General features: G+C 72.7%; 21 protein-coding genes. 8 read left to right on the top strand and 13 right to left on the bottom strand.

Annotated elements, in window-relative coordinates; genetic code table 11:
• Positions 1 to 107 precede the first annotated feature (107 nt).
• On the bottom strand, positions 108 to 641 hold the full coding sequence (locus ACZ53K_RS09990) for a GNAT family N-acetyltransferase (protein WP_468833576.1): 534 nt from the start codon (positions 639 to 641) through the stop codon (positions 108 to 110).
• Between the two features lie 126 nt (positions 642 to 767).
• Here ACZ53K_RS09990 and ACZ53K_RS09985 point away from each other — a divergent pair, with 126 nt between their 5' ends.
• The 5 genes from ACZ53K_RS09985 (at position 768) to ACZ53K_RS09965 (ending at position 4498) form a co-directional block, all read left to right on the top strand.
• Positions 768 to 1160, top strand: coding sequence for a VOC family protein (locus ACZ53K_RS09985; RefSeq protein ID WP_468833575.1), 393 nt, complete (start codon positions 768 to 770; stop codon positions 1158 to 1160).
• 217 nt (positions 1161 to 1377) lie between these two features.
• The gene (locus ACZ53K_RS09980; RefSeq protein WP_468833573.1) at positions 1378 to 1968 is read left to right on the top strand and encodes a DUF5134 domain-containing protein; all 591 of its coding nucleotides are present in this window, start codon (positions 1378 to 1380) and stop codon (positions 1966 to 1968) included.
• 118 nt (positions 1969 to 2086) lie between these two features.
• Positions 2087 to 3025 (top strand): M56 family metallopeptidase, encoded by a 939-nt coding sequence (locus ACZ53K_RS09975; protein ID WP_468833570.1) that lies wholly within the window; start codon positions 2087 to 2089, stop codon positions 3023 to 3025.
• Between the two features lie 85 nt (positions 3026 to 3110).
• Complete coding sequence (locus ACZ53K_RS09970) at positions 3111 to 3770, top strand: phosphatase PAP2 family protein (protein WP_468833568.1); 660 nt, start codon at positions 3111 to 3113, stop codon at positions 3768 to 3770.
• 32 nt (positions 3771 to 3802) lie between these two features.
• Positions 3803 to 4498 carry an HAD family hydrolase gene (locus ACZ53K_RS09965; RefSeq protein WP_468833567.1) on the top strand — a complete coding sequence of 232 codons (696 nt, stop codon included), beginning with the start codon at positions 3803 to 3805 and terminating at the stop codon, positions 4496 to 4498.
• A 12-nt stretch (positions 4499 to 4510) separates the two neighbouring features.
• Here the strand turns inward: ACZ53K_RS09965 and ACZ53K_RS09960 are convergent, their stop codons facing one another.
• A complete protein-coding gene (locus ACZ53K_RS09960) occupies positions 4511 to 5029 on the bottom strand; it encodes a hypothetical protein (RefSeq protein WP_468833564.1) in 519 nt (172 codons plus the stop codon).
• Positions 5030 to 5172: 143 nt separating this feature from the next.
• Positions 5173 to 6531, bottom strand: a complete 1359-nt coding sequence (locus ACZ53K_RS09955) for a peptidase C39 family protein (RefSeq protein ID WP_468833562.1) — start codon at positions 6529 to 6531, stop codon at positions 5173 to 5175.
• Positions 6532 to 6813: 282 nt separating this feature from the next.
• Here ACZ53K_RS09955 and ACZ53K_RS09950 point away from each other — a divergent pair, with 282 nt between their 5' ends.
• Both ACZ53K_RS09950 and ACZ53K_RS09945 read left to right on the top strand, forming a co-directional pair.
• Positions 6814 to 7422 (top strand): uridine kinase family protein, encoded by a 609-nt coding sequence (locus ACZ53K_RS09950; RefSeq protein WP_468833561.1) that lies wholly within the window; start codon positions 6814 to 6816, stop codon positions 7420 to 7422.
• Positions 7423 to 7881: 459 nt separating this feature from the next.
• Positions 7882 to 9783 carry an AAA family ATPase gene (locus tag ACZ53K_RS09945; RefSeq protein WP_468833559.1) on the top strand — a complete coding sequence of 634 codons (1902 nt, stop codon included), beginning with the start codon at positions 7882 to 7884 and terminating at the stop codon, positions 9781 to 9783.
• A gap of 47 nt (positions 9784 to 9830) precedes the next feature.
• On the opposite strand, the gene ACZ53K_RS09940 is transcribed toward ACZ53K_RS09945, so the two are convergent.
• Positions 9831 to 10124: a TetR/AcrR family transcriptional regulator C-terminal domain-containing protein gene (locus ACZ53K_RS09940; protein ID WP_468833557.1), complete on the bottom strand. Its 294-nt coding sequence runs from the start codon at positions 10122 to 10124 to the stop codon at positions 9831 to 9833.
• 11 nt (positions 10125 to 10135) lie between these two features.
• On the opposite strand from ACZ53K_RS09940, the gene ACZ53K_RS09935 reads away from it, so the two are divergent.
• Positions 10136 to 10603: an ester cyclase gene (locus tag ACZ53K_RS09935; RefSeq protein WP_468833555.1), complete on the top strand. Its 468-nt coding sequence runs from the start codon at positions 10136 to 10138 to the stop codon at positions 10601 to 10603.
• Positions 10604 to 10714: 111 nt separating this feature from the next.
• Here ACZ53K_RS09935 and ACZ53K_RS09930 read toward each other — a convergent pair whose 3' ends face one another.
• The 9 genes from ACZ53K_RS09930 to ACZ53K_RS09890 form a co-directional block, all read right to left on the bottom strand.
• On the bottom strand, positions 10715 to 11872 hold the full coding sequence (locus ACZ53K_RS09930) for a hemolysin family protein (protein WP_468833553.1): 1158 nt from the start codon (positions 11870 to 11872) through the stop codon (positions 10715 to 10717).
• A complete protein-coding gene (locus ACZ53K_RS09925) occupies positions 11869 to 13215 on the bottom strand; it encodes a hemolysin family protein (RefSeq protein ID WP_468833551.1) in 1347 nt (448 codons plus the stop codon). Before ACZ53K_RS09925 ends, ACZ53K_RS09930 begins: the two co-directional genes overlap by 4 nt.
• A gap of 192 nt (positions 13216 to 13407) precedes the next feature.
• Entirely contained in the window at positions 13408 to 13872 is a 465-nt protein-coding gene (locus ACZ53K_RS09920) for a PH domain-containing protein (RefSeq protein WP_468833550.1), read from the bottom strand.
• 85 nt (positions 13873 to 13957) lie between these two features.
• On the bottom strand, positions 13958 to 14806 hold the full coding sequence (hisG, locus tag ACZ53K_RS09915) for an ATP phosphoribosyltransferase (protein ID WP_468833548.1): 849 nt from the start codon (positions 14804 to 14806) through the stop codon (positions 13958 to 13960).
• A gap of 80 nt (positions 14807 to 14886) precedes the next feature.
• On the bottom strand, positions 14887 to 15159 hold the full coding sequence (locus ACZ53K_RS09910; protein ID WP_398347178.1) for a phosphoribosyl-ATP diphosphatase: 273 nt from the start codon (positions 15157 to 15159) through the stop codon (positions 14887 to 14889).
• A gap of 35 nt (positions 15160 to 15194) precedes the next feature.
• Positions 15195 to 15680 (bottom strand): 6,7-dimethyl-8-ribityllumazine synthase, encoded by a 486-nt coding sequence (ribH, locus tag ACZ53K_RS09905; protein ID WP_003986918.1) that lies wholly within the window; start codon positions 15678 to 15680, stop codon positions 15195 to 15197.
• 72 nt (positions 15681 to 15752) lie between these two features.
• Positions 15753 to 17054, bottom strand: a complete 1302-nt coding sequence (locus ACZ53K_RS09900; protein WP_468833545.1) for a bifunctional 3,4-dihydroxy-2-butanone-4-phosphate synthase/GTP cyclohydrolase II — start codon at positions 17052 to 17054, stop codon at positions 15753 to 15755.
• Positions 17051 to 17704, bottom strand: a complete 654-nt coding sequence (locus tag ACZ53K_RS09895) for a nicotinamide mononucleotide transporter family protein (RefSeq protein ID WP_468833543.1) — start codon at positions 17702 to 17704, stop codon at positions 17051 to 17053. Before ACZ53K_RS09895 ends, ACZ53K_RS09900 begins: the two co-directional genes overlap by 4 nt.
• Positions 17701 to 18336 carry a riboflavin synthase gene (locus ACZ53K_RS09890; RefSeq protein WP_468833540.1) on the bottom strand — a complete coding sequence of 212 codons (636 nt, stop codon included), beginning with the start codon at positions 18334 to 18336 and terminating at the stop codon, positions 17701 to 17703. The genes ACZ53K_RS09895 and ACZ53K_RS09890 overlap by 4 nt, the downstream gene beginning before the upstream one ends.
• Between the last annotated feature and the right edge of the window lies 1 nt (position 18337).

Below are 18337 nucleotides of genomic sequence, written 5' to 3'. Positions count from 1 at the left end.
TCGCTCTCCGCCCCCTTCCCCCCCCCCCCCCCCCCCCGCCCCCCCCCCCCCCCCCCCCCACCTCCCCCCCCCCCCCCCCCCCCCCCCCCCCCCCGCCGCCGGACGTCCTAGTCGAGCGCCTTGACCAGCAGCTCGAATTCCAGATCAGCGCGCTGCGGGATGCCGAACCGCTCGTCGCCGTACGGGAACGGGAGCATCTGGCCGGTACGCCGGTAGCCGCGCCGCTCGTACCAGGCGATCAGGTCGTCGCGCTGCCGGATGACGGTCATCCGCATCTCGGCCGCGTCCCACTCGGCGCGTGCGGTGCGCTCCGCCTCGGCCATGATGACCTTGCCGAAACCGCCGCCCTGGAGCTTCGGGCGGACCGCGAACATCCCGAAGTACACGTGGTCGCCGCGGTGTTCGAGCTGGCAGCAGGCGACGGTCTCCCCCGCCTGCTCGGCGAGCAGCAGCCGGCTGTTCGCGTCGCGTACGACGGCCACGACGCCCTCCGGGTCGGTGCGCTGCCCCTCCAGCAGGTCCGCCTCGGTGGTCCAGCCCACCCGGCTCGCGTCGCCGCGGTAGGCGGACTCGATCAGCTCGACGATCGCCGGGACGTCGGCTTCGGTGGCGGCTCTGTAGGTCAGCTCGACGGTCGTCATGAGCGGGGCGTCCTCTCGGTGGCGTGCGGCGCGGCGGTACGGGCGCGGGCGCCGGGGCGCGGTGCAGTACGGCCGTACCGGAGGCTAACAAGAGCGGCCGGACGGCGGAGGCGTAAGGTCCGCGGCATGGTGCATGTACTGAGCAGCAGAGTGCTGGTGCGGCCGTCCGACCCCGAGCGGTCGCGAGAGTTCTACGGCAGCGCGCTGGGCCTGGAGGTCTACCGTGAATTCGGTACGGGTCCGGAGCGCGGGACGGTCTTCTTCCTCGGCGGCGGCTTCCTGGAAGTTTCCGGCCGCTCTCCGGAGCCCCCTACGGCCACGCTCCAACTGTGGCTTCAGGTGGCCGACGCGGCCGCCGCGCACGAGGAACTGGCGGGCCGCGGCGTGGAGATCCTGCGGCCCCCTGTGCAGGAGCCGTGGGGCCTGATCGAGATGTGGATCGCCGACCCCGACGGCCACCGGATCGTGCTGACCGAGGTTCCGGCGGACCATCCGCTGCGGTACCGGCCCGGCATCTGAGCGTTCCCTCCCCGGGCTGTCCCGCGCCCGGTCGCCCCGTGCGGCCGGGTGCGGCGCCCATGCTCCCCGTTTGCGCCCGTGCGCTCCCGATTCCGGGTTTCCGTCGGGCGTCCGCGGCCGTTCCGCGGGGCACGATGCCGCTGTACCGGGCTGCACGACGCCGCGCCGCGCGCGTCGCCCGCGTGCGACCGCCGTACGGGCTCTCGGGGAGGACGCCGTGCACGGACCGCCATGGGTCGGATGGCTGCTGGTGCTGCTGTGTGCCGGAGCAGGCGCGTACTGCCTGTCGAGCGTGTGGCGCGGTACGGCCGAGCAGCGGCGCGAGGCGCGCGGCGAGGCGCTGATGGGGCTGGGCATGGCGGCGATGGCGCTGCCCGCCTCCGCCGTGGCCCAGCCCGCCTGGACGCCCTGGGTGTTCGCGGCCGTGTTCGGCGCCGCGGGCCTGTGGGCGCTGCTGCGGCGGCATCCGCACCACGCGGTGGGCGCGGCGGCGATGGTCTACATGGCGCTCGCGATGGTGTCCGTACCCGGAGGCGGGCCCGGCGGTGGTGGACACGGGGCACACGGAGGGGCCGTGGAGCGGATGGGGGCGATGGGGCCGGGCGGTCTGCCGGTGTTCACGGTGCTGCTGATGGCGTACTACGCCGTGTACGTCGTCGCCGCCGGTGTGCGGCTGGCACCGCCGGCCGTTCCCCGTACGGCGGACGGCGATACGCCCGGGCCGGTGCGGGCCGCCTGGCCGGAGGTGGTGGGCGCGTGCCGGGTCGCGATGGGCATCGGTATGTTCGCGATGCTGCTGGCCCTGTGAGCGGACGCCGCGGAGGAGGACGCCCCCTGCGCACCACCCGCCTCGGATGTCGGTGGTATACGTCACTTCCGACGCGGGAACGTACCTCTCGGTAGCCGCGCGCTCATAGGCTGACGCCATGATGGTCCCTCTCGCGCTGATGATGCTCGGCGCGCTGGCTGCGGCGATGGCGCCGCGCCTGATGGCCCGCGCCGACTGGCCCGACCGCGAACCGGTGCTCGCCCTGTGGGTGTGGCAGTGCGTGGTCGCCGCCGTCCTGCTGTGCTGTGTCCTCGCGATGTCGCTCTGCGGCGCCGCCGCGTGGGAGGCCGTGCGCAGCCACCTCTTCGGCCATGCGCCGCGCGTCGTCGTCGAGGCGTACGCGCTCAAGGCGTACGGCCCGTGGTCCGGCGTGCTGGCCGGGCTCCTGGCGGGCGGCGGCGCGTGGACGGCCGTCATGCTCACCCGCGAGGTGCGCGACGTCCGTGCCCGGCGCCGGCGACGTCGCTCCGACCTGCTGCGGCGCTCCCCGCTGCTGCCGGGCGAGGAACCGTCGGGCGACCGGCTCGTGGTCCTCGAAGGCGACCGCCCGGAGGCGTGGTGGCTGCACGCCGCGACGCCCCAACTGGTGATCACCACCTCCGCCTTGCGCCGCCTGAAGGGCCGTCAGCTCGACGCGCTGATCGCCCATGAGCAGGGGCACGCGCGGGCCCGGCACGACGTCCTGCTGTACTGCGCCTCGGCGCTGGCGTCCGGCTTTCCGCAGGTCCCGGTCTTCGCCGCGTTCCGCGACCAGGTGCACCGGCTGGTCGAACTGGCCGCCGACGACGTGGCCTCGCGCCGCTTCGGGCGGCTGACCATCGCCCTGGCCCTGGTCGAACTGAACGAGGACCGCGGGGTGTTCGGGCCGTGCCCGGCCCAGTGCTCCCAGGTCCCGCACCGGGTGCACCGGCTGCTGGCCCCGGCCCCGCGCTTCACGCCCGGCCGCCGGCTGCGGATGACGGCGGTCGCCGCGCTGGTCCCCGCGGTTCCTCTGCTGGTGACGTTCATGCCGGGCCTCAGCGCGCTGACGTACTGAGGGACGCGGGCCGGCACGGCCGTACACGTACGGACGTACGGACACTCCCTGGCCCTGCCACGCCCTCCTCCGCGAGGATTCCCCCATGTCCCCCGGTCCGGTCCCCTCGCCCCGCCGCTCCGCGCGCCTCGCTCTCCTCCTGTTCGTCCCCTTCGCCGTCCTCCTCACCCTCGTGGCCGCACGCTGGAGCCCACTGCTCGCCCTCGACCGGGACATCGCCACGGCCCTGCACCGCACGGCCGTCTCGGCGCCCCGCCTGACGCAGCTCAACAGGGTCTTCTCGGACTGGGTGTGGGACCCGTGGACCCTGCGCGCCCTGCTGGCCGTCGCGTTCGTCGCACTACTGAGCCGCGGACAGTGGGTGCTCGGCTGCTGGGTGGCGGTCACGGCAGCCGTGGGCACGGCGCTCCAGCAGGCGCTGAAGGCCCTGGTCGGGCGCCACCGCCCGGAGTGGCCGGATCCCGTCGACTCCGCGCACTACGCTGCCTTCCCGTCCGGCCACGCGATGACGGCGGCCGTCGCGGGCGGCCTGGCGCTGTGGCTGCTGCGGCTGTACGGAGCGCGCCGGCGGTGGCTGCGGGCCGCCGCGGTGCTGGTCGCCGGGTCTGTGACGGGCGTCGGCCTCACCCGCCTCCACCTGGGGGTCCACTGGGCGACGGATGTGCTCGGCGGCTGGCTGCTGGGGGCGGCACTGGTGGCCGCCGCGGCCTCCGCGTACGGCCGCCGGCACGGCACGCGGCGATGACGGCGGAGCACCCCGCACGACAGGATGGCCCCATGACGATCAAGGGTGTGCTTTTCGACTTCTCCGGGACGCTGCTGCGCATCGAATCGCCGGAGAACTGGCTGCGGGCGGTACTGGCCGGGACGGGGACGGGCATCGCGGAGGAGGAGATCGTCCGCCTCGCGGCGGAGCTGGGCCGCGCCGGCGCCCTGCCCGGCGGCCCCTCGCCGGTACACATGCCGCCTGACCTGGCCGCTCTCTGGGAGGTCAGGGACCGCAGCGCCGACCGGCACCGCGAGCTGTACACCGGGCTGGCCCGGCAGGTGCCACTGCCCGGCGAAGCGTTGTACGACGCGCTGTACGACCGCCACATGACGCCCGCCGCGTGGGCACCGTACCCGGACGCCGCCGAGGTCCTGGGCGAACTGCGGCGGCGTGGTCTGCGCACCGGCGTGGTCAGCAACATCGGCTGGGACCTGCGGCCGGTGCTCCGCGCACATGGCCTCGACCGCTTTGTCGACAGTTATGTCCTGTCGTACGAGCACGGCATCCAGAAGCCGGACCCGAGGCTGTTCGAGATCGCGTGCGAGGAGCTGGGGCTGGCGCCCACGGACGTCCTGATGGTGGGCGACGACCGGACGGCGGACGGCGGCGCGACGGCACTGGGCTGCGGCTACCTGCCCGTGGACCACCTGCCGGTGACCGAGCGCCCGGACGGCCTCCGCGCCGCCCTGGCGCTGGTCGGCTGACCCGCCCCCTCGCTACGGCCGCAGCACGTCCGTGTGGATCGCCAGCTTGAACTGGGCGTGCGTGATCGCGGTCGGCACCTTGGCGTCACCGGCACCACGGGCGGAGATCTTCAGCCCGACCGGCGTCCCGGGGTGGACGAAGAACTGCCACATGTACGTCTTGTACTGGCCGCCGCCGGTCTTCCACGTGTCCGTGGTGGCCGTCGAGTCGTAACCGGACCCGAGCGGATCGCGTACGAACCGCGCCCGGTACTCGTTCGGCTGATCGTCGGCGGCCCAGAACACCATCGCGGAGAGCACGCCCCAGCCCTCGTGGCTGGGCCAGATCAGCCCGGACCGCGCGTCGGGGAACGTCGACGGGGTGCCGCCGCCGTTGGCCGGGTCATGCATCTTCCACGGGTCGTACGACTCGTCACCGGTCCCGTAGGGGAAGCGCACCAGGTGGTACCCGTCACTGTCGTACGAGATCTTCTGCGACCCGGCCCCGTGCTTCGCCGCGTCCCAGAGCAACGAACACACCGCAACGGACATAGGTGCCCTCCCCCAACTCCCGACAGCGGGAGCCCCGTCGGCCCCGCCCGGTCCATTGCGCCACAGGTGCCGCCCGGCCGGTAGACGGCGGACGGACTCCGGATCGGCGCCCGGTATCCGGACGGGGGGGCGGAGGGGCGGGTTCAGCAGATGCCGACCGTGGCCAGGGCGTGCCGCTGGACGGCGGTGACCTCGGTGGGGAAGTAGACGTAGCAGATGCCGCCGGTGCCGCTGACGACCTTGCCCTCGGCGTTCTTGCGCTTCGTCCGGAACAAGATATTTTCGAACTGCCGGCGCTTATAGACGCGGCGGACGGCGGCGTTGGTCGGCGAGTTGGGGTCGTTGGCGACGACGTCGCCGGCGCGGGTGAAGCCGATGACCGTCATCAGGTGGCCGGCCGTGCCGTAGCCCGCGCCGGTCAGTTCGGAGGCCAGGAAGGACTGCGAGGTGATCACCGGGATGCCCGCCGCGACGAGGGTCTCGGCGTCGGAGAGGGTGCGCAGCCGGGTGACGGCGGCCTCCATGTCCCGGTAGGTGGCCGCGTAGGCGGTGTTGAAGGGCCAGTTGCCGCAGCCTTCGTACTGGTAGTCGAAGGTGAAGCGGGCGGCGTGGCAGACCTGGGGGTCGGCGTAGGCGGGGTTGACCCAGGCCAGGTCGGCGGCGGTGGGTTTGCGGCCCCAGTACTCGATGATCATCTGGGAGGAGGTGGGGCTGCACCACGCCTCGCCCCCGTTGTCGTACTCCGGGTACTGGCCCTTGTGGATCTCCTGCGAATACCGCGGCACGACCAGTTCACGGCCGGTCGCGACGCCCGGCTTGGAGGCCGGCACGTCGAAGCGGTCGGGGATGTCGGAGCCCATCAGGCCCAGGCGCCGCACCGTGGGCGTCACGGTGGTGCCGGGCTTCCGGTAGAGCGTGACGCGCAGTTCGTACGAGACCAGCCGTACCCCGCCGGCCGGGTTGTCGATGGCGAAGGTGTCGGTGGAAATGCTGCTCCGGCCGTCCTTCTGGCCGTCGACGGAGGTACGGCGGATGTCGCCGTCCCCGGCGGCCCAGCGGCCCATCACGTACCACGGGGTCCGCACCCCGTCGCCGTAGGTGCCGCGCAGCTCGACGGCGATCCAGGTACCGGCCGGGGTCTCGGCGTTCCAGGAGGCCACGGCTTCCGTGGACGGCACCTTGAGCGTGCGGGACGGGGACGTCCAGACCGCGTACTCCCAGGTGGCGGTGGTACCGGTGTGCGGATCGCGGTACTCGGCGGTGCCGGCCGGGCGGTCGATCAGCACGCCCGGGCGGCGCCCGTTGACGACGCGGGTGCCGTTCGCGACGCCCTGGTTCCAGTCGGCTGCGGTGTGCCAGGCTCGGTAGTCCACGAGACGCTTCGCCTTCGGTGCGGCGGACGGTGCGGAAGGGGAGGCGGCGTGCGCCAGGGGGGTGGCGGCGCCCGCCGCGACGGCGAGGGCGGCGGCCAGGACGGTACGCCGGGGCGTGGGTCTGCTCATGGTGGAGTCCCCCATCTGATGCGAAGGATTGAGCCAGGAGAACAGTGGAGCTCAACTATTGCCCCCGCGCACGCGCTTCGGCCAGCCGTTCGTCGCGCGTCGCGACAGGGATCAGCTATTTGCGGCAGCCGGGGCACGCGCGCGGGCGCGGGCGCCCCGGGGACCGGCGGTCCGCGAGCTCTGGGGACCGGCGGCCCGCGGGCCCCGGGGACCCACCGGGCGCATATGCCCCGTACCGGTAATCTTGCCGCGTCCCACCGGTCACGTCAGACAGGCAGCAGCGTGCGTCAAGAGCCGATTCCGCCGTTCCCGCCCGGGCTCGCCAGCCGGCTGCGCGCACTCCCCCCGTCCTGCGGCCCGGTCCGGCTGATCGCGGTGGACGGCCACGCCGGGTCCGGCAAGAGCACCTTCGCGCGGCACCTGGCGGCGGCGCTCGGCGGCGCCCCCGTCGTCCGTCTGGACGACATCGCGACACACGATGAACTGTTCGACTGGACGGAGCGTTTCCGTACCGAAGTCCTGGAGCCGCTGTCCCGCGGGGAGCGCGCGCGGTACGGGGTGTACGACTGGGAGCGCAGGGAGTTCGCCGTGCGCCAGGAGCTGGCACCGGCGCACGCCGTCATCGTGGAGGGCGTGGGCGCGGGCCGCCGCGCCCTGCGCCCGTTCCTGGCGTGCCTGCTGTGGATGGACCTGACGGCGGGTCACTCCTGGGAACGGGGACGGCTGCGGGACGGACCGGCCCTCGCGGCGTTCTGGGATGACTGGATTCCGGCGGAGCGCGCCCATTTCGCGGCGGACCCCTCACGTCCGCACGCCGGTCTGCTGGTACGGGCGCGCACCGAGGGGTACGAGGTGCTGCGGGGGCCTGGTGAGGCGAGCGGTACCCCCTGAACCATCACCGTACGTGACGGACCACAGGCGGTACGCAGATCGTCGCCCTACGCGTACCGCCGACTGCCTCAACTCGGCTTGACCTGGGGGGCGTACAGGACTTACGTTCTCAATGTGCGGTTCTGACGGACCGCCCGCAGACGCGAAGCCCCCGGTTGTTCCCCCGTGATCGGGGGCTTCGTTCTGTGCCGGACGCTCTTCGCGCGCCGTGCACCGTCCGCCCCCTCACCCTATGTCACCGCTCCCTTCGCGCCGCGGAGCCTCGCCTTCCCCCGTACCGCCCCCTTCGGCCTGCACCGATACCGCAGGTACGATGCGAGTCCGTGCCACCGAAGGACGCAGTGGAAGAGCCGGGGGCGACCTGCAACTGCCGCTCCGAGCACGCCGGTTCGTTCGAACACGCTGTGGCCTGGCACTCGCCCGGCGGCACACCACGGGGGACGCTTTATGGGGGACGTGATGGAATTCGGCACCCAGGGCACACACGCCCCGGCCGAACTCGCCTGGCTGCGCGCGGTGGACGCCTACACGGTAGGCGCGTACCCGCAGGCCGAGGAGGAGTTCCGGGCCGCGGTGCACATGGATCCGACGATGGCCGACGGCTGGCTCGGCCTGCACGCACTGCGTGCGGACACCTCGACCGCGCTGCTGCACATGCACCGGCACCGCGACCGCTTCGGGGAACAGCGCGCCCGGCACCGGCGCACACTCAATTCCTGGTACTGGCTGGGCTGGTGGGTGCAGCCGGTGCTTGAGACCGGCCGCGACCTGCTGCTGGCGCACGCCTCGCACTGGCTCGACGGCCGTCATGTCGCCGAGCTGGACCAGGCCTTGGCCGGCTGCCCGCCGGTGGACACCGACCCGCAGGTGCGCTTCCTGCACGCCTGCCGCGCCTACCTGGTCAAGGACTGGGACCAGCTCGTACGGCACACCGAACCGCTGCTCGACGATCCGCTGCTGGGCATCGAGGCCGGTCTCTTCGGCGGCATGGCGCGGGTGCGCCAGGAAATGTACGGGCAGGCCGAGCCGCTGCTGTCGGCCGCCCTGATGCGCTGCCGCAGCGAGCAGCCGCAGCGCAAGGAGCTGCGGTACTGGCTCGCCCGCGCCCATGAGGGCACCGGCCGCAGCGCCGCCGCGCTGCCGCTGTACCGCTCGGTGCACCGGGTCGACCCGGCGTTCATGGACACCTCGGCCCGGCTCGCGGCCATCGCCGAGGGGGACGGCCTGGAAGAGGGCACGGACCTCGCGGCCGTCACCGCCGCCTTCGGCCAGGAGGCGGGCGGCGACCTCGACCCGCTCTCCCCGCTCGACCCGGTGGACGGGCGGGAACTGCTGGCCACGACCGAGCCGGAGGGCCCGGACGGTGAGCTGGCGGGCGGTTCGCCGGGGGACGCCGGCCCGGCCGTACGGGAGAAGGCCGCGACCGGCGGTCCACGCGGCTCCGACCAGCTCCCCGCCGGCCCGTCCGACCCGGTGCTGCTGGACAAGGCGCTCGCCGAGCTGGAGCGGATGGTCGGACTGGAGCCGGTGAAGCGTCAGGTCATGGCGCTGTCGGCGCAGTTGCGCATGGCGCGGCTGCGGGCGGGCCAGGGCCTTCCGGTGCAGCCGCCGAAACGACACTTCGTCTTCTCCGGCCCCTCCGGCACCGGCAAGACCACCGTGGCCCGGATACTCGGCCGGGTGTTCTACGCCCTCGGCCTGCTCGGCGGCGACCATCTCGTCGAGGCGCAACGGGCCGACCTGGTCGGCGAGTTCCTGGGCCAGACCGCCGTCAAGGCGAACGAGCTGATCGACTCGGCGCTGGGCGGGGTGCTGTTCGTGGACGAGGCGTACAGCCTGTCGAACTCGGCGTACAGCAAGGGCGACGCGTACGGCGACGAGGCCCTGCAGGTCCTCCTCAAACGGGCCGAGGACAACCGCGACCGCCTCGTCGTCATCCTGGCCGGCTACCCGGAGGGCATGGACCGCCTGCTGGCCGCCAACCCCGGCCTGTCCTCCCGCTTCACCTCACGCGTCGACTTCCCGAGCTACCGGCCACCGGAGCTGACCGCCATCGGCGAGGTACTGGCCGCCGAGAACGGCGACCACTGGGACGAGGAGTCCCTGGAGGAACTGCGCAGCATCAGCGCCCACGTCGTCGACCAGGGCTGGATCGACGAACTCGGCAACGGCCGCTTCCTGCGCACCCTGTACGAGAAGAGCTGCGCCTACCGCGACCTGCGGCTGTCCACCTGGCCCGGCATACCGTCCCGCGACGACCTGGCCACGCTGCGGCTGCCCGACCTGATGCAGGCATACGGCGAAGTCCTCTCCGGCCGCGGCCCGGCCACCGGCCCGGGGCCGGAGGCACCGCCGCTCTGATGTACGGGAGGGGCGCCCGGCTGGGCGGGCGCCCCGTCGCGGCGTGGTCAGCGCGGCACGGCGTCGAACCCCGCCAGCATGGCCTGGACGGCGTAGTGGAAGCGCGCCGCGTCATCGGCCCCGTGGCCGTCCCGCCCGGCCTCCGCCAGCAGGGGGAGGCGGTCGGCGTCCAACTGCGCAAGGTACGCCGTTGAACCGGGCGCGCCCGCTTCGTTCACGCGGGCGGTGGCCGCCTCCACGGCGGTGTGCCCGACGACGAAGACGGTGAGCGCGTTCAGTACGTCCAGCGCCCGGCCGAGGGGGAAGCCCGCGTCCCGCAGCAGACGCAGGCCGTGTTCCACTTCGGGACGTAGTGATAGAGCGTCATGGCCTCGACGCCGAGTTCGGCGCCCAGGCGGCGCATCGAGAGGGCGGCGTCGTCACCGGCCTCTTCGCGGCGGTCAACGCCCGGCGGACGGGCGACTTCCCCGCATTCCCGGCCCCGGACGTCATCGACCACAACAAGATCATCCACGGCGAACCGGACGAGCCGGGCGCGGCCTTCGACGGCTTCCGGCAGCAGCTCGACGCCTTCTCCGAGGCGCGCATGGAACCCCGTGAACTGATCGCCGAAGGCAACCGCGTGGTGGCCCGACTGCTCGTCAGCGGGGTGCACACCGGCGCGCACCCACGGATGCCCCGGCCCACGCACCGGCGCTTCGCGGTGGAACAGATATGGATCTTCACCGTCCGGGACGGAAGAATCACGGAGATCCGGGCAGTCAGCGACCGGCTCGGCATGTTCGCGCAACTCGGCTGGGACTGGCCCGAAACGGCCTGAGAGCCTGTCTTTGAACCCCCGCCTGCGCCCTTCGGGCGGACGACGGGGGTTCAAAGACAGGCTCTGAGCCCGCGGACACCACCGCGGGCTCACACCTCCATCAGGTCAGGATCACCTCGCCAGCGCCCGGTCCTCCCGGGACGGTCCCGGTTCGGCGCGTGGGCCGGAGAGGCGGTCGGCCGGTACCTCGGGGACGCGGGTGCCCGGTGCGCCGCCGAGCTGCGGAACGGCGGGCAGGTCCTGCCGGTGTGCCGGGTCGCGCACCTCCCCCACCAGCTTCTCCAGTACGTCCTCCAGGGCGACCAGTCCCAGCACCCGCCCGGTCGCGTCGGCGACGGCGGCCAGGTGGGAGGCGGAGCGGCGCATGGCGGTCAGGGCGTCGTCCAGGGGGAGTTCGGCGCGCAGTGTCGTCATCGGGTGCCAGATGTGCTGCGGCACCGCGCGGTCGCCCTCCTCCAGGTCCAGTACGTCCTTGACGTGCAGGTAGCCCATGTAGGCGCCGCCGGGCGCGGACACCGGGAAGCGGGAGTAACCGGTCTTGACGGTCAGTTCCTGGACCCGGCGCGGGGTGACGGCAGGATCGACCGTCACCAGCCCGGCCGGGTCGAGGAGGACGTCGGTGACGGGCCGGCTGCCCAGTTCCAGCGCGTCGGAGAGGCGTTCCTGCTCGGCGGGGGCCAGCAGGCCGGCCTGCTTGGAGTCCTCGACGAGGTCGGTGAGCTGCTGGCTGGTGAAGACCGCCTCGACCTCGTCCTTCGGCTCGACGCGGAACAGCCGCAGCACACCGCGCGCGCACGCGCCGAGCAGAGCGGTGACCGGGCGGCACAGCCGGGCGAAGGCGACCAGGCCGGGGCTGAACCACAGCGCGGTCTTCTCCGGGGCGGCCATCGCCAGGTTCTTCGGGACCATCTCGCCGATGACGAGGTGCAGGAAGACCACCACGGCCAGGGCTATGACGTAACCGAGGGGGTGGATCAGCGGCTCGGGCAGCCGGGCCGCGTGGAAGAGGGGCTCCAGGAGGCGGGCGACGGTCGGTTCGGCGACCGCGCCGAGCGTCAGGGAGCAGACGGTGATGCCGAACTGGGCCGCCGCCATCATCTGCGGCAGGTTCTCCAGGCCGTGCAGCACCTTGCGGGCCCGTTTGGAGCCCGCGGTGGCCAGCGGTTCGATCTGGCTGCGGCGTACCGAGACGAGGGCGAACTCGGCGCCCACGAAGAAGCCGTTGACCAGGACCAGGAAGACGGCGAAGAGGAGTTGCAGAAAGCTCACCGGGCCACCTCCGCCGGCAGCGGGGCGGGCGTCGCGGCGCCCGCGGTCCGTATGATCCGGACGCGCTCGGCGCGGTGGTGGGACACCAGCCGCACCCGCAGCCGCCAGCCGTCCAGCTCGGCGGTGTCGCCGGGGGCGGGCACCCGCCCGAGTATGTGGGCCACCAGGCCCGCCACGGTCTCGTACGGGCCGTCGGGGGTGTCCAGGCCGATCCGCCGCAGCGTGTCGGTCCGGCAGCCGCCGTCCGCGTCCCAGGCGGGGCGGCCCTCCTCGGGCGGCGCCTGGGCCAGTTCGGGCAGGTCGATCCGGTCGTGCTCGTCGCGGACCTCGCCGACCAGTTCCTCGACGATGTCCTCCAGGGTGACGACGCCCGCCGTGCCGCCGTACTCGTCGACCACGACGGCTATCGGCTGCTCGCTGCGCAGCCGCTCCAGCAGCGGCTGCACCGGCAGTGTGGCCGGGACCAGGAGCGGCGGTACGGCGATCCGGGCGGCCGGGGTGCGCAGCCGGTCGTGTTCGGGCACCGCGAGGGCGTCCTTGAGGTGCACCATGCCCACCACCTCGTCGAGCCGGGTGTGGTAGACGGGGAAGCGGGACAGGCCGGTGGCGCGGGTGAGGTTGAGGACGTCCTCGGCGGTCGCGGACGCCTGCAGGGCACTGACCCGTACCCGCGGGGTCATCACGTTCTCGGCGGTCAGCCCGCCGAGGGAGAGGGTGCGCACGAACAGGTCGGCGGTGTCCTGCTCGATCACCCCGGCGCGGGCCGAGTGGTGGGCGAGCGAGACCAGTTCGCCGGGGGTGCGGGCGGAGGCCAGCTCGTCGGTCGGCTCCACGCCCAGGGCCCGTACGAGCCGGTTGGCGACGGTGTTGAGCAGGGAGATCACCGGGCGGAAGAACCGCGAGAAGGCGCCCTGCGGGCCCGCGACGAAGCGGGCGACCTGGAGCGGCTTGGAGACCGCCCAGTTCTTGGGCACCAGCTCGCCGAGGACCATCTGCACGGCGGAGGCCAGCAGCATCCCGATGACGACGGCGATACCGGGTACGGCGCCGGCCGGCAGCCCGGTGGCGGTCAGCGGCGCGGACAGCAGGCGGGCCAGGGCGGGCTCGGCGAGCATGCCGACCACCAGGGAGGTGATGGTGATGCCGAGCTGGGTGCCGGAGAGCTGGAAGGAGAGTTCGCGCAGTGCGCCGACGACGGTGCGGGCCCGCCGGTCCCCTTCGGCGGCGGCCCGTTCGGCCTCCGCCTTCTCCACGGTGACCAGGCCGAACTCGGCGGCGACGAAGAAGCCGTTGGCGAGGATCAGGACGAGTGCCGCCGCGAGCAGCAGCAGTGTGGCGGTCATGCCGCCGCCTCCGTGCGGGGGAATTCCCGCGGCCGCGGGGGTTCCGGTGGAGGGGCGGCGCAGGTACTACCGGACGATCCGTCCATTGCTGGAGGGAGTCACTCCTCATGTTGCAGGGGCCCGCTGGCGGGGCGGGGCGCGGGGCGCGCCCTGGGCACCAGGGTAATCAGCAGGGCCGGGATGCGGGCAGGGTCACCGGGCCGGCTGGTTTCCGGTGCCGTGGTTCTCGGCGAGCGCCCGCAGGGTGCGGGCGTCCCGGATGGCCTGGTCGCGGGCGATGCCGGGCTGGATGCCCATCGCGGGCAGGCTGGTGCCGTCGGCCAGGTCGAGGTGCACCCAGGCGTCGCCCTGGCGCAGGTTGACCCGCAGCACCTGGGCCCAGGCCAGCTCGCGCTTGGTGGTCAGGTTGACGACGGTGATGCCTTCCGCGTGGGCGACCACCTTGGGGCGGGCGAGCAGCAGGAGCACGCCGAGCACGAGCAGGCCGGTGAACACGAAGCTGATCCGCTCGCCGCCGCCCAGCTTCGGCAGCAGGAAGGCGATCACCGTCAGCACGGCGAGCTGGGCGATGCCCACGCCGTACAGGACGGCACGGGTGCGGCCCGGCCGGAAGGTCACCGGGAGGGCGGGCAGGGGCGCGGATGCGGGCGCGGACACGTCGCTGGGCTCTTTCGTACGGGCCGCCGGCGCGAACCGGCGGCGGCTGTGGCCGCCGCCCGTCGGCGGCGGCCGGATCGCCGGGTCAGAGGCGGCAGGCGTGGATGCCGGTGGTCAGGATGGCGCGGGCGCCCAGTTCGTACAGCTCGTCCATGATGCGCTGGGCGTCCTTGGAGGGGACCATCGAGCGGACCGCGACCCAGCCTTCGTGGTGCAGCGGGGAGACGGTCGGCGACTCCAGGCCGGGGGTGAGGGCGACGGCCTTCTCGACGTGCTCGACGCGGATGTCGTAGTCCATCATCACGTAGCGCCGGGCGACCAGGACGCCCTGCATGCGGCGGAGGAACTGGCGGACCTTCGGGTCGTCCTCGGGGGCGCCCTTGCCGCGGATGACGACCGCCTCGGACTTCAGGATCGGCTCGCCGATGATCTCCAGCCCGGCGTTGCGCAGGGTGGTGCCGGTCTCCACGACATCGGCGATGATCTCGGCGACGCCCAGCTGGATGGCGGTCTCCACGGCGCCGTCCAGGTGGACGACGGAGGCGTTGACGCCGTTGTCGGCGAGGTGCTGCTTGACGAGGCCGGAGAAGGACGTGGCGACCGTCATGCCGCCGAAGTCGGTGACCTCCCGGGCCGTGCCCGGGCGGGTGGCGTAGCGGAAGGTCGAGCCGGCGAAGCCGAGCTGCATGATCTCCTCGGCCTGGGCGCCGGAGTCGAGCAGCAGGTCGCGGCCGGTGATGCCGATGTCCAGCTTGCCGGAGCCGACGTACACCGCGATGTCGCGCGGGCGCAGGAAGAAGAACTCGACCTCGTTCTCCGCGTCGACCAGGACCAGTTCCCTGCGGTCCTTGCGCTGGCGGTAGCCGGCCTCATGCAGCATCGCCGACGCAGGCTCGGACAGTGAACCCTTGTTCGGGACGGCGATGCGCAGCATGAGAACGACTTCCTTCGTGCGGGAGGGGGGATGACAGGAAAAACAGGAGAAGAGCGGTGGTGCGGGGGCCGGGCGACGGCTCAGAGATGGGCGTACACGTCGTCGAGGGAGATGCCCTTGGCGACCATCATCACCTGAAGGTGGTACAGGAGCTGGGAGATCTCCTCGGCGGCGGCCTCGTCGGACTCGTACTCCGCGGCCATCCAGACCTCGGCGGCCTCCTCGACGACCTTCTTGCCGATCGCATGGACGCCGGACTGGACCAGCTCGGCGGTGCGGGAGGTGGCGGGGTCGCCGGTGGCGGCCTTCTGCTGGAGCTCGGTGAAGAGCTCCTCGAACGTCTTCTTGGACATGATGTGACCCACCCTACGCGGTCGCCCGGGCCCGCTCAGCGCCAGGGCTCGGCGACGGTGCGCAGCGTCGCGGCGGTGGCGACGGCCGCGGTCACCGCCTCGTGGCCCTTGTCCTCGGTGGAGCCGAAGATTCCGGCGCGGTCCAGGGCCTGCTCCTCGGTGTCGCAGGTCAGCACGCCGAATCCGATCGGTACGCCGGTGTCGACGCTGACCTGTGTCAGGCCCTGGGTGACGCCCTGGCACACGTAGTCGAAGTGCGGGGTGCCGCCGCGGATGACGACGCCGAGCGCCACGATCGCGTCGTAGCCGCGGCCCGCCAGGACCTTGGCGACCACCGGCAGCTCGAAGCTGCCGGGCACGCGCAGCAGCGTCGGCTCGTCGATGCCCAGCTCGGACAGGGCGCGCAGGGCGCCGTCCACCAGGCCGTCCATCACCTTCTCGTGCCACTGCGCGGCGATGACGGCCACCCGCAGGTCGCCACAGTTCTTCACGGACAGTTCGGGTGCGCCCTTGCCGCTCACGGTTCTGGTTCTCCTCGTGGTCCGGTGCTCGTGTACGTACGTGGTGGGGCGGCCGGGGCTCCGGCCGCGGTGCTACTGGTTGCCGCAGGCCGACGCGCGGTCCGCGTCGAGCCAGGGCAGGTCGTGCCCCATCCGGTCCCGCTTGGTGCGCAGGTACCGCAGGTTGTGTTCGCCCGCCTGTACAGGCATCGGTTCCCGGCCGGTGACCTTGAGCCCGTGCCGGACCAGTGCTTCGGTCTTCTCCGGGTTGTTGGTCATCAGGCGCAGCGACCGTACGCCGAGGTCGGCGAGCACCTGGGCCCCGGCGCCGTAGTCGCGGGCGTCGGCGGGCAGGCCCAGTTCCAGGTTGGCGTCGAGGGTGTCGCGGCCGCGTTCCTGGAGCTCGTACGCGCGCAGCTTGGACAGCAGTCCGATGCCGCGTCCCTCATGGCCGCGCAGGTAGATCACCACACCGCGGCCCGCCTCGGAGATGCGCCGCAGCGACTCCTCCAGCTGGGGGCCGCAGTCGCAGCGCAGCGAGTGGAAGATGTCGCCGGTCAGGCACTCGGAGTGGACGCGGACGAGGAGGTCCTCGCCGTCGCCGATCTCGCCGGCGACCAGCGCGATGTGCTCGACGCCGTCGACGGTGGAGCGGTAGCCGTACGCGGTGAACTCGCCGTAGCGGGTGGGCAGCCGGGTCGTCGCCTCGCGGCGGACGGTCGGTTCGGAGCTCTTGCGGTAGGCGATCAGGTCCTCGATGGAGATGATCGACAGGCCGTGCTTGCGGGCGAACGGCACCAGCTCCGGCAGCCGGAGCATCGTGCCGTCCTCGCCGGCGATCTCGACGATGGCGGCGGCGGGCCGCAGTCCGGCCAGCCGGGCGAGGTCCACGCCGGCCTCGGTGTGGCCGTTGCGGACCAGTACGCCGCCCTCGCGGGCGCGCAGCGGGAAGATGTGCCCCGGCCGTACGAAGGCGCCGGGCGCGGCCTCGCCGGAGGCGAGCAGGCGCAGGGTGGTGGCGCGGTCCGCCGCGGAGATGCCGGTGCTGACGCCGTGCGCGGCGGTGGCGTCGACGGAGACGGTGAACGCGGTGCGCATCGACTCGGTGTTGTGCTCGACCATCTGCGGCAGCGCGAGGCGGTCCAGTTCGGCGCCCTCCATGGGGGCGCAGATCAGGCCGCGGCACTCGCTCATCATGAAGGCGAGGATCTCGGGGGTGACCCGTTCGGCGGCGACGACGAGGTCGCCCTCGTTCTCGCGGTTCTCGTCGTCCACGACCACGACCGGACGGCCGGCGGCGATGTCGCCGATGGCCTGCTCGACGGGGTCCAGGGCCAGGAGGGCGTCGGATGCGGCGGCCTCCTCGGGGTCGTACCAGCTCTGCAGTGCGGTCATGCCGCCGCTCCTTCCAGGACGGGCTGCGGATTCGTACGGGAACGCAGCCACCAGTCGCGCAGGCCCCACAGGACCAGGCCGAGGTAGACGACGTAGACCAGGCCGGAGAAGGCCAGGCCGCTGCTGAAGGCGAGGGGGACGCCCACGATGTCGACGAGCAGCCAGGCGAACCAGAACTCGACCAGGCCGCGAGCCTGGGCGACCATCGCCGCCAGGGTGCCGACGAAGATGTACGCGTCGGGCCAGGGGTTCCAGGACAGCTGCGGCGCCAGGGCGAACAGCGAGCCGACGGCGGCGGTGCCGACCGCCGTGCCGGCGATCAGGAAGCCGCGCTCGCGCCAGGTGGCGAAGCGGACGGCGATGGAGCCGTCCTGGGCCTGCTGCCGGCCGCGCTGCCACTGCCGCCAGCCCCACAGTGCCACGCCGATGACCAGCAGCTGCTTGCCGATGCCGCCGCTGAGGTGGGCGTAGGCGTACGCGGAGACCAGGATCAGGCCGGACAGGAACTGGGCGGGCCAGGTCCATATGGAGCGCCGCCAGCCGAAGGCGAGGGCGGCCAGGCCGATGCTGTTGCCGATCATGTCGGACCAGATGACCTGCTGCCCGAAGGCGGTGAACGCCGGCCCGTTCAGCCAGCCGAGGGCGTTCACCGCAGGCTCTCTTCCACGGCCGCGACGGCCGTCGTGGTGCCCTGCCCCCGGCCGAGGAGCCGTTCCACGTACTTGGCCAGGACGTCGACCTCCAGGTTGACCGGGTCGCCGGGCTGCTTGCTGCCGAGGGTGGTCAGGGCGAGGGTGGTGGGGATGAGGCTGATGGTGAAGAAGTCGTCGGCCGCCTCGACCACGGTGAGGCTGACGCCGTCGACGGTGATGGAGCCTTTCTCCACGACGTAGCGGGCGAGCCCGGCGGGCAGCGCGACCTTGACGATCTCCCAGTTCTCACCGGGGGTGCGCGCGACGATCGTGCCGGTGCCGTCCACGTGCCCCTGGACGAGATGGCCGCCGAGGCGTCCGCCGAGGGCCATCGGGCGTTCGAGGTTGACGGGCGAGCCGGGGGCCAGCGCGCCCAGGCCGGAGCGGTTCAGCGTCTCGGCCATCACATCGGCGGTGAAGGTGCCCTCGCCGGTCTCCACGACGGTCAGGCAGACGCCGTTGACGGCGATCGAGTCGCCGTGCTTCGCGTCCTCGGTGACGAGCGGGCCGCGCAGGGTGAACCGGGAGCCGTCCCCGAGGTTCTCGACGGCGGTGACCTCACCCAGTTCTTCGACGATTCCGGTGAACACG

This window comes from Streptomyces sp. NPDC033221 (assembly GCF_055577005.1).
Note: the sequence above shows the minus strand (reverse complement) of the source record. Positions and strands in the feature narration are given on the sequence as shown.

Excerpts from the sequence above, each read along its gene's own strand:
- ACZ53K_RS09990 (WP_468833576.1), bottom strand. The coding sequence starts at position 641 with ATGACGACCGTCGAGCTGACCTACAGAGCCGCCACCGAAGCCGACGTC.
- ACZ53K_RS09985 (WP_468833575.1), top strand. The coding sequence starts at position 768 with ATGGTGCATGTACTGAGCAGCAGAGTGCTGGTGCGGCCGTCCGACCCC.
- ACZ53K_RS09975 (WP_468833570.1), top strand. The coding sequence starts at position 2,087 with ATGATGGTCCCTCTCGCGCTGATGATGCTCGGCGCGCTGGCTGCGGCG.
- ACZ53K_RS09970 (WP_468833568.1), top strand. The coding sequence starts at position 3,111 with ATGTCCCCCGGTCCGGTCCCCTCGCCCCGCCGCTCCGCGCGCCTCGCT.
- ACZ53K_RS09965 (WP_468833567.1), top strand. The coding sequence starts at position 3,803 with ATGACGATCAAGGGTGTGCTTTTCGACTTCTCCGGGACGCTGCTGCGC.
- ACZ53K_RS09960 (WP_468833564.1), bottom strand. The coding sequence starts at position 5,029 with ATGTCCGTTGCGGTGTGTTCGTTGCTCTGGGACGCGGCGAAGCACGGG.
- ACZ53K_RS09955 (WP_468833562.1), bottom strand. The coding sequence starts at position 6,531 with ATGAGCAGACCCACGCCCCGGCGTACCGTCCTGGCCGCCGCCCTCGCC.
- ACZ53K_RS09945 (WP_468833559.1), top strand. The coding sequence starts at position 7,882 with ATGGAATTCGGCACCCAGGGCACACACGCCCCGGCCGAACTCGCCTGG.
- ACZ53K_RS09925 (WP_468833551.1), bottom strand. The coding sequence starts at position 13,215 with ATGACCGCCACACTGCTGCTGCTCGCGGCGGCACTCGTCCTGATCCTC.
- hisG (WP_468833548.1), bottom strand. The coding sequence starts at position 14,806 with ATGCTGCGCATCGCCGTCCCGAACAAGGGTTCACTGTCCGAGCCTGCG.
- ACZ53K_RS09910 (WP_398347178.1), bottom strand. The coding sequence starts at position 15,159 with ATGTCCAAGAAGACGTTCGAGGAGCTCTTCACCGAGCTCCAGCAGAAG.
- ACZ53K_RS09900 (WP_468833545.1), bottom strand. The coding sequence starts at position 17,054 with ATGACCGCACTGCAGAGCTGGTACGACCCCGAGGAGGCCGCCGCATCC.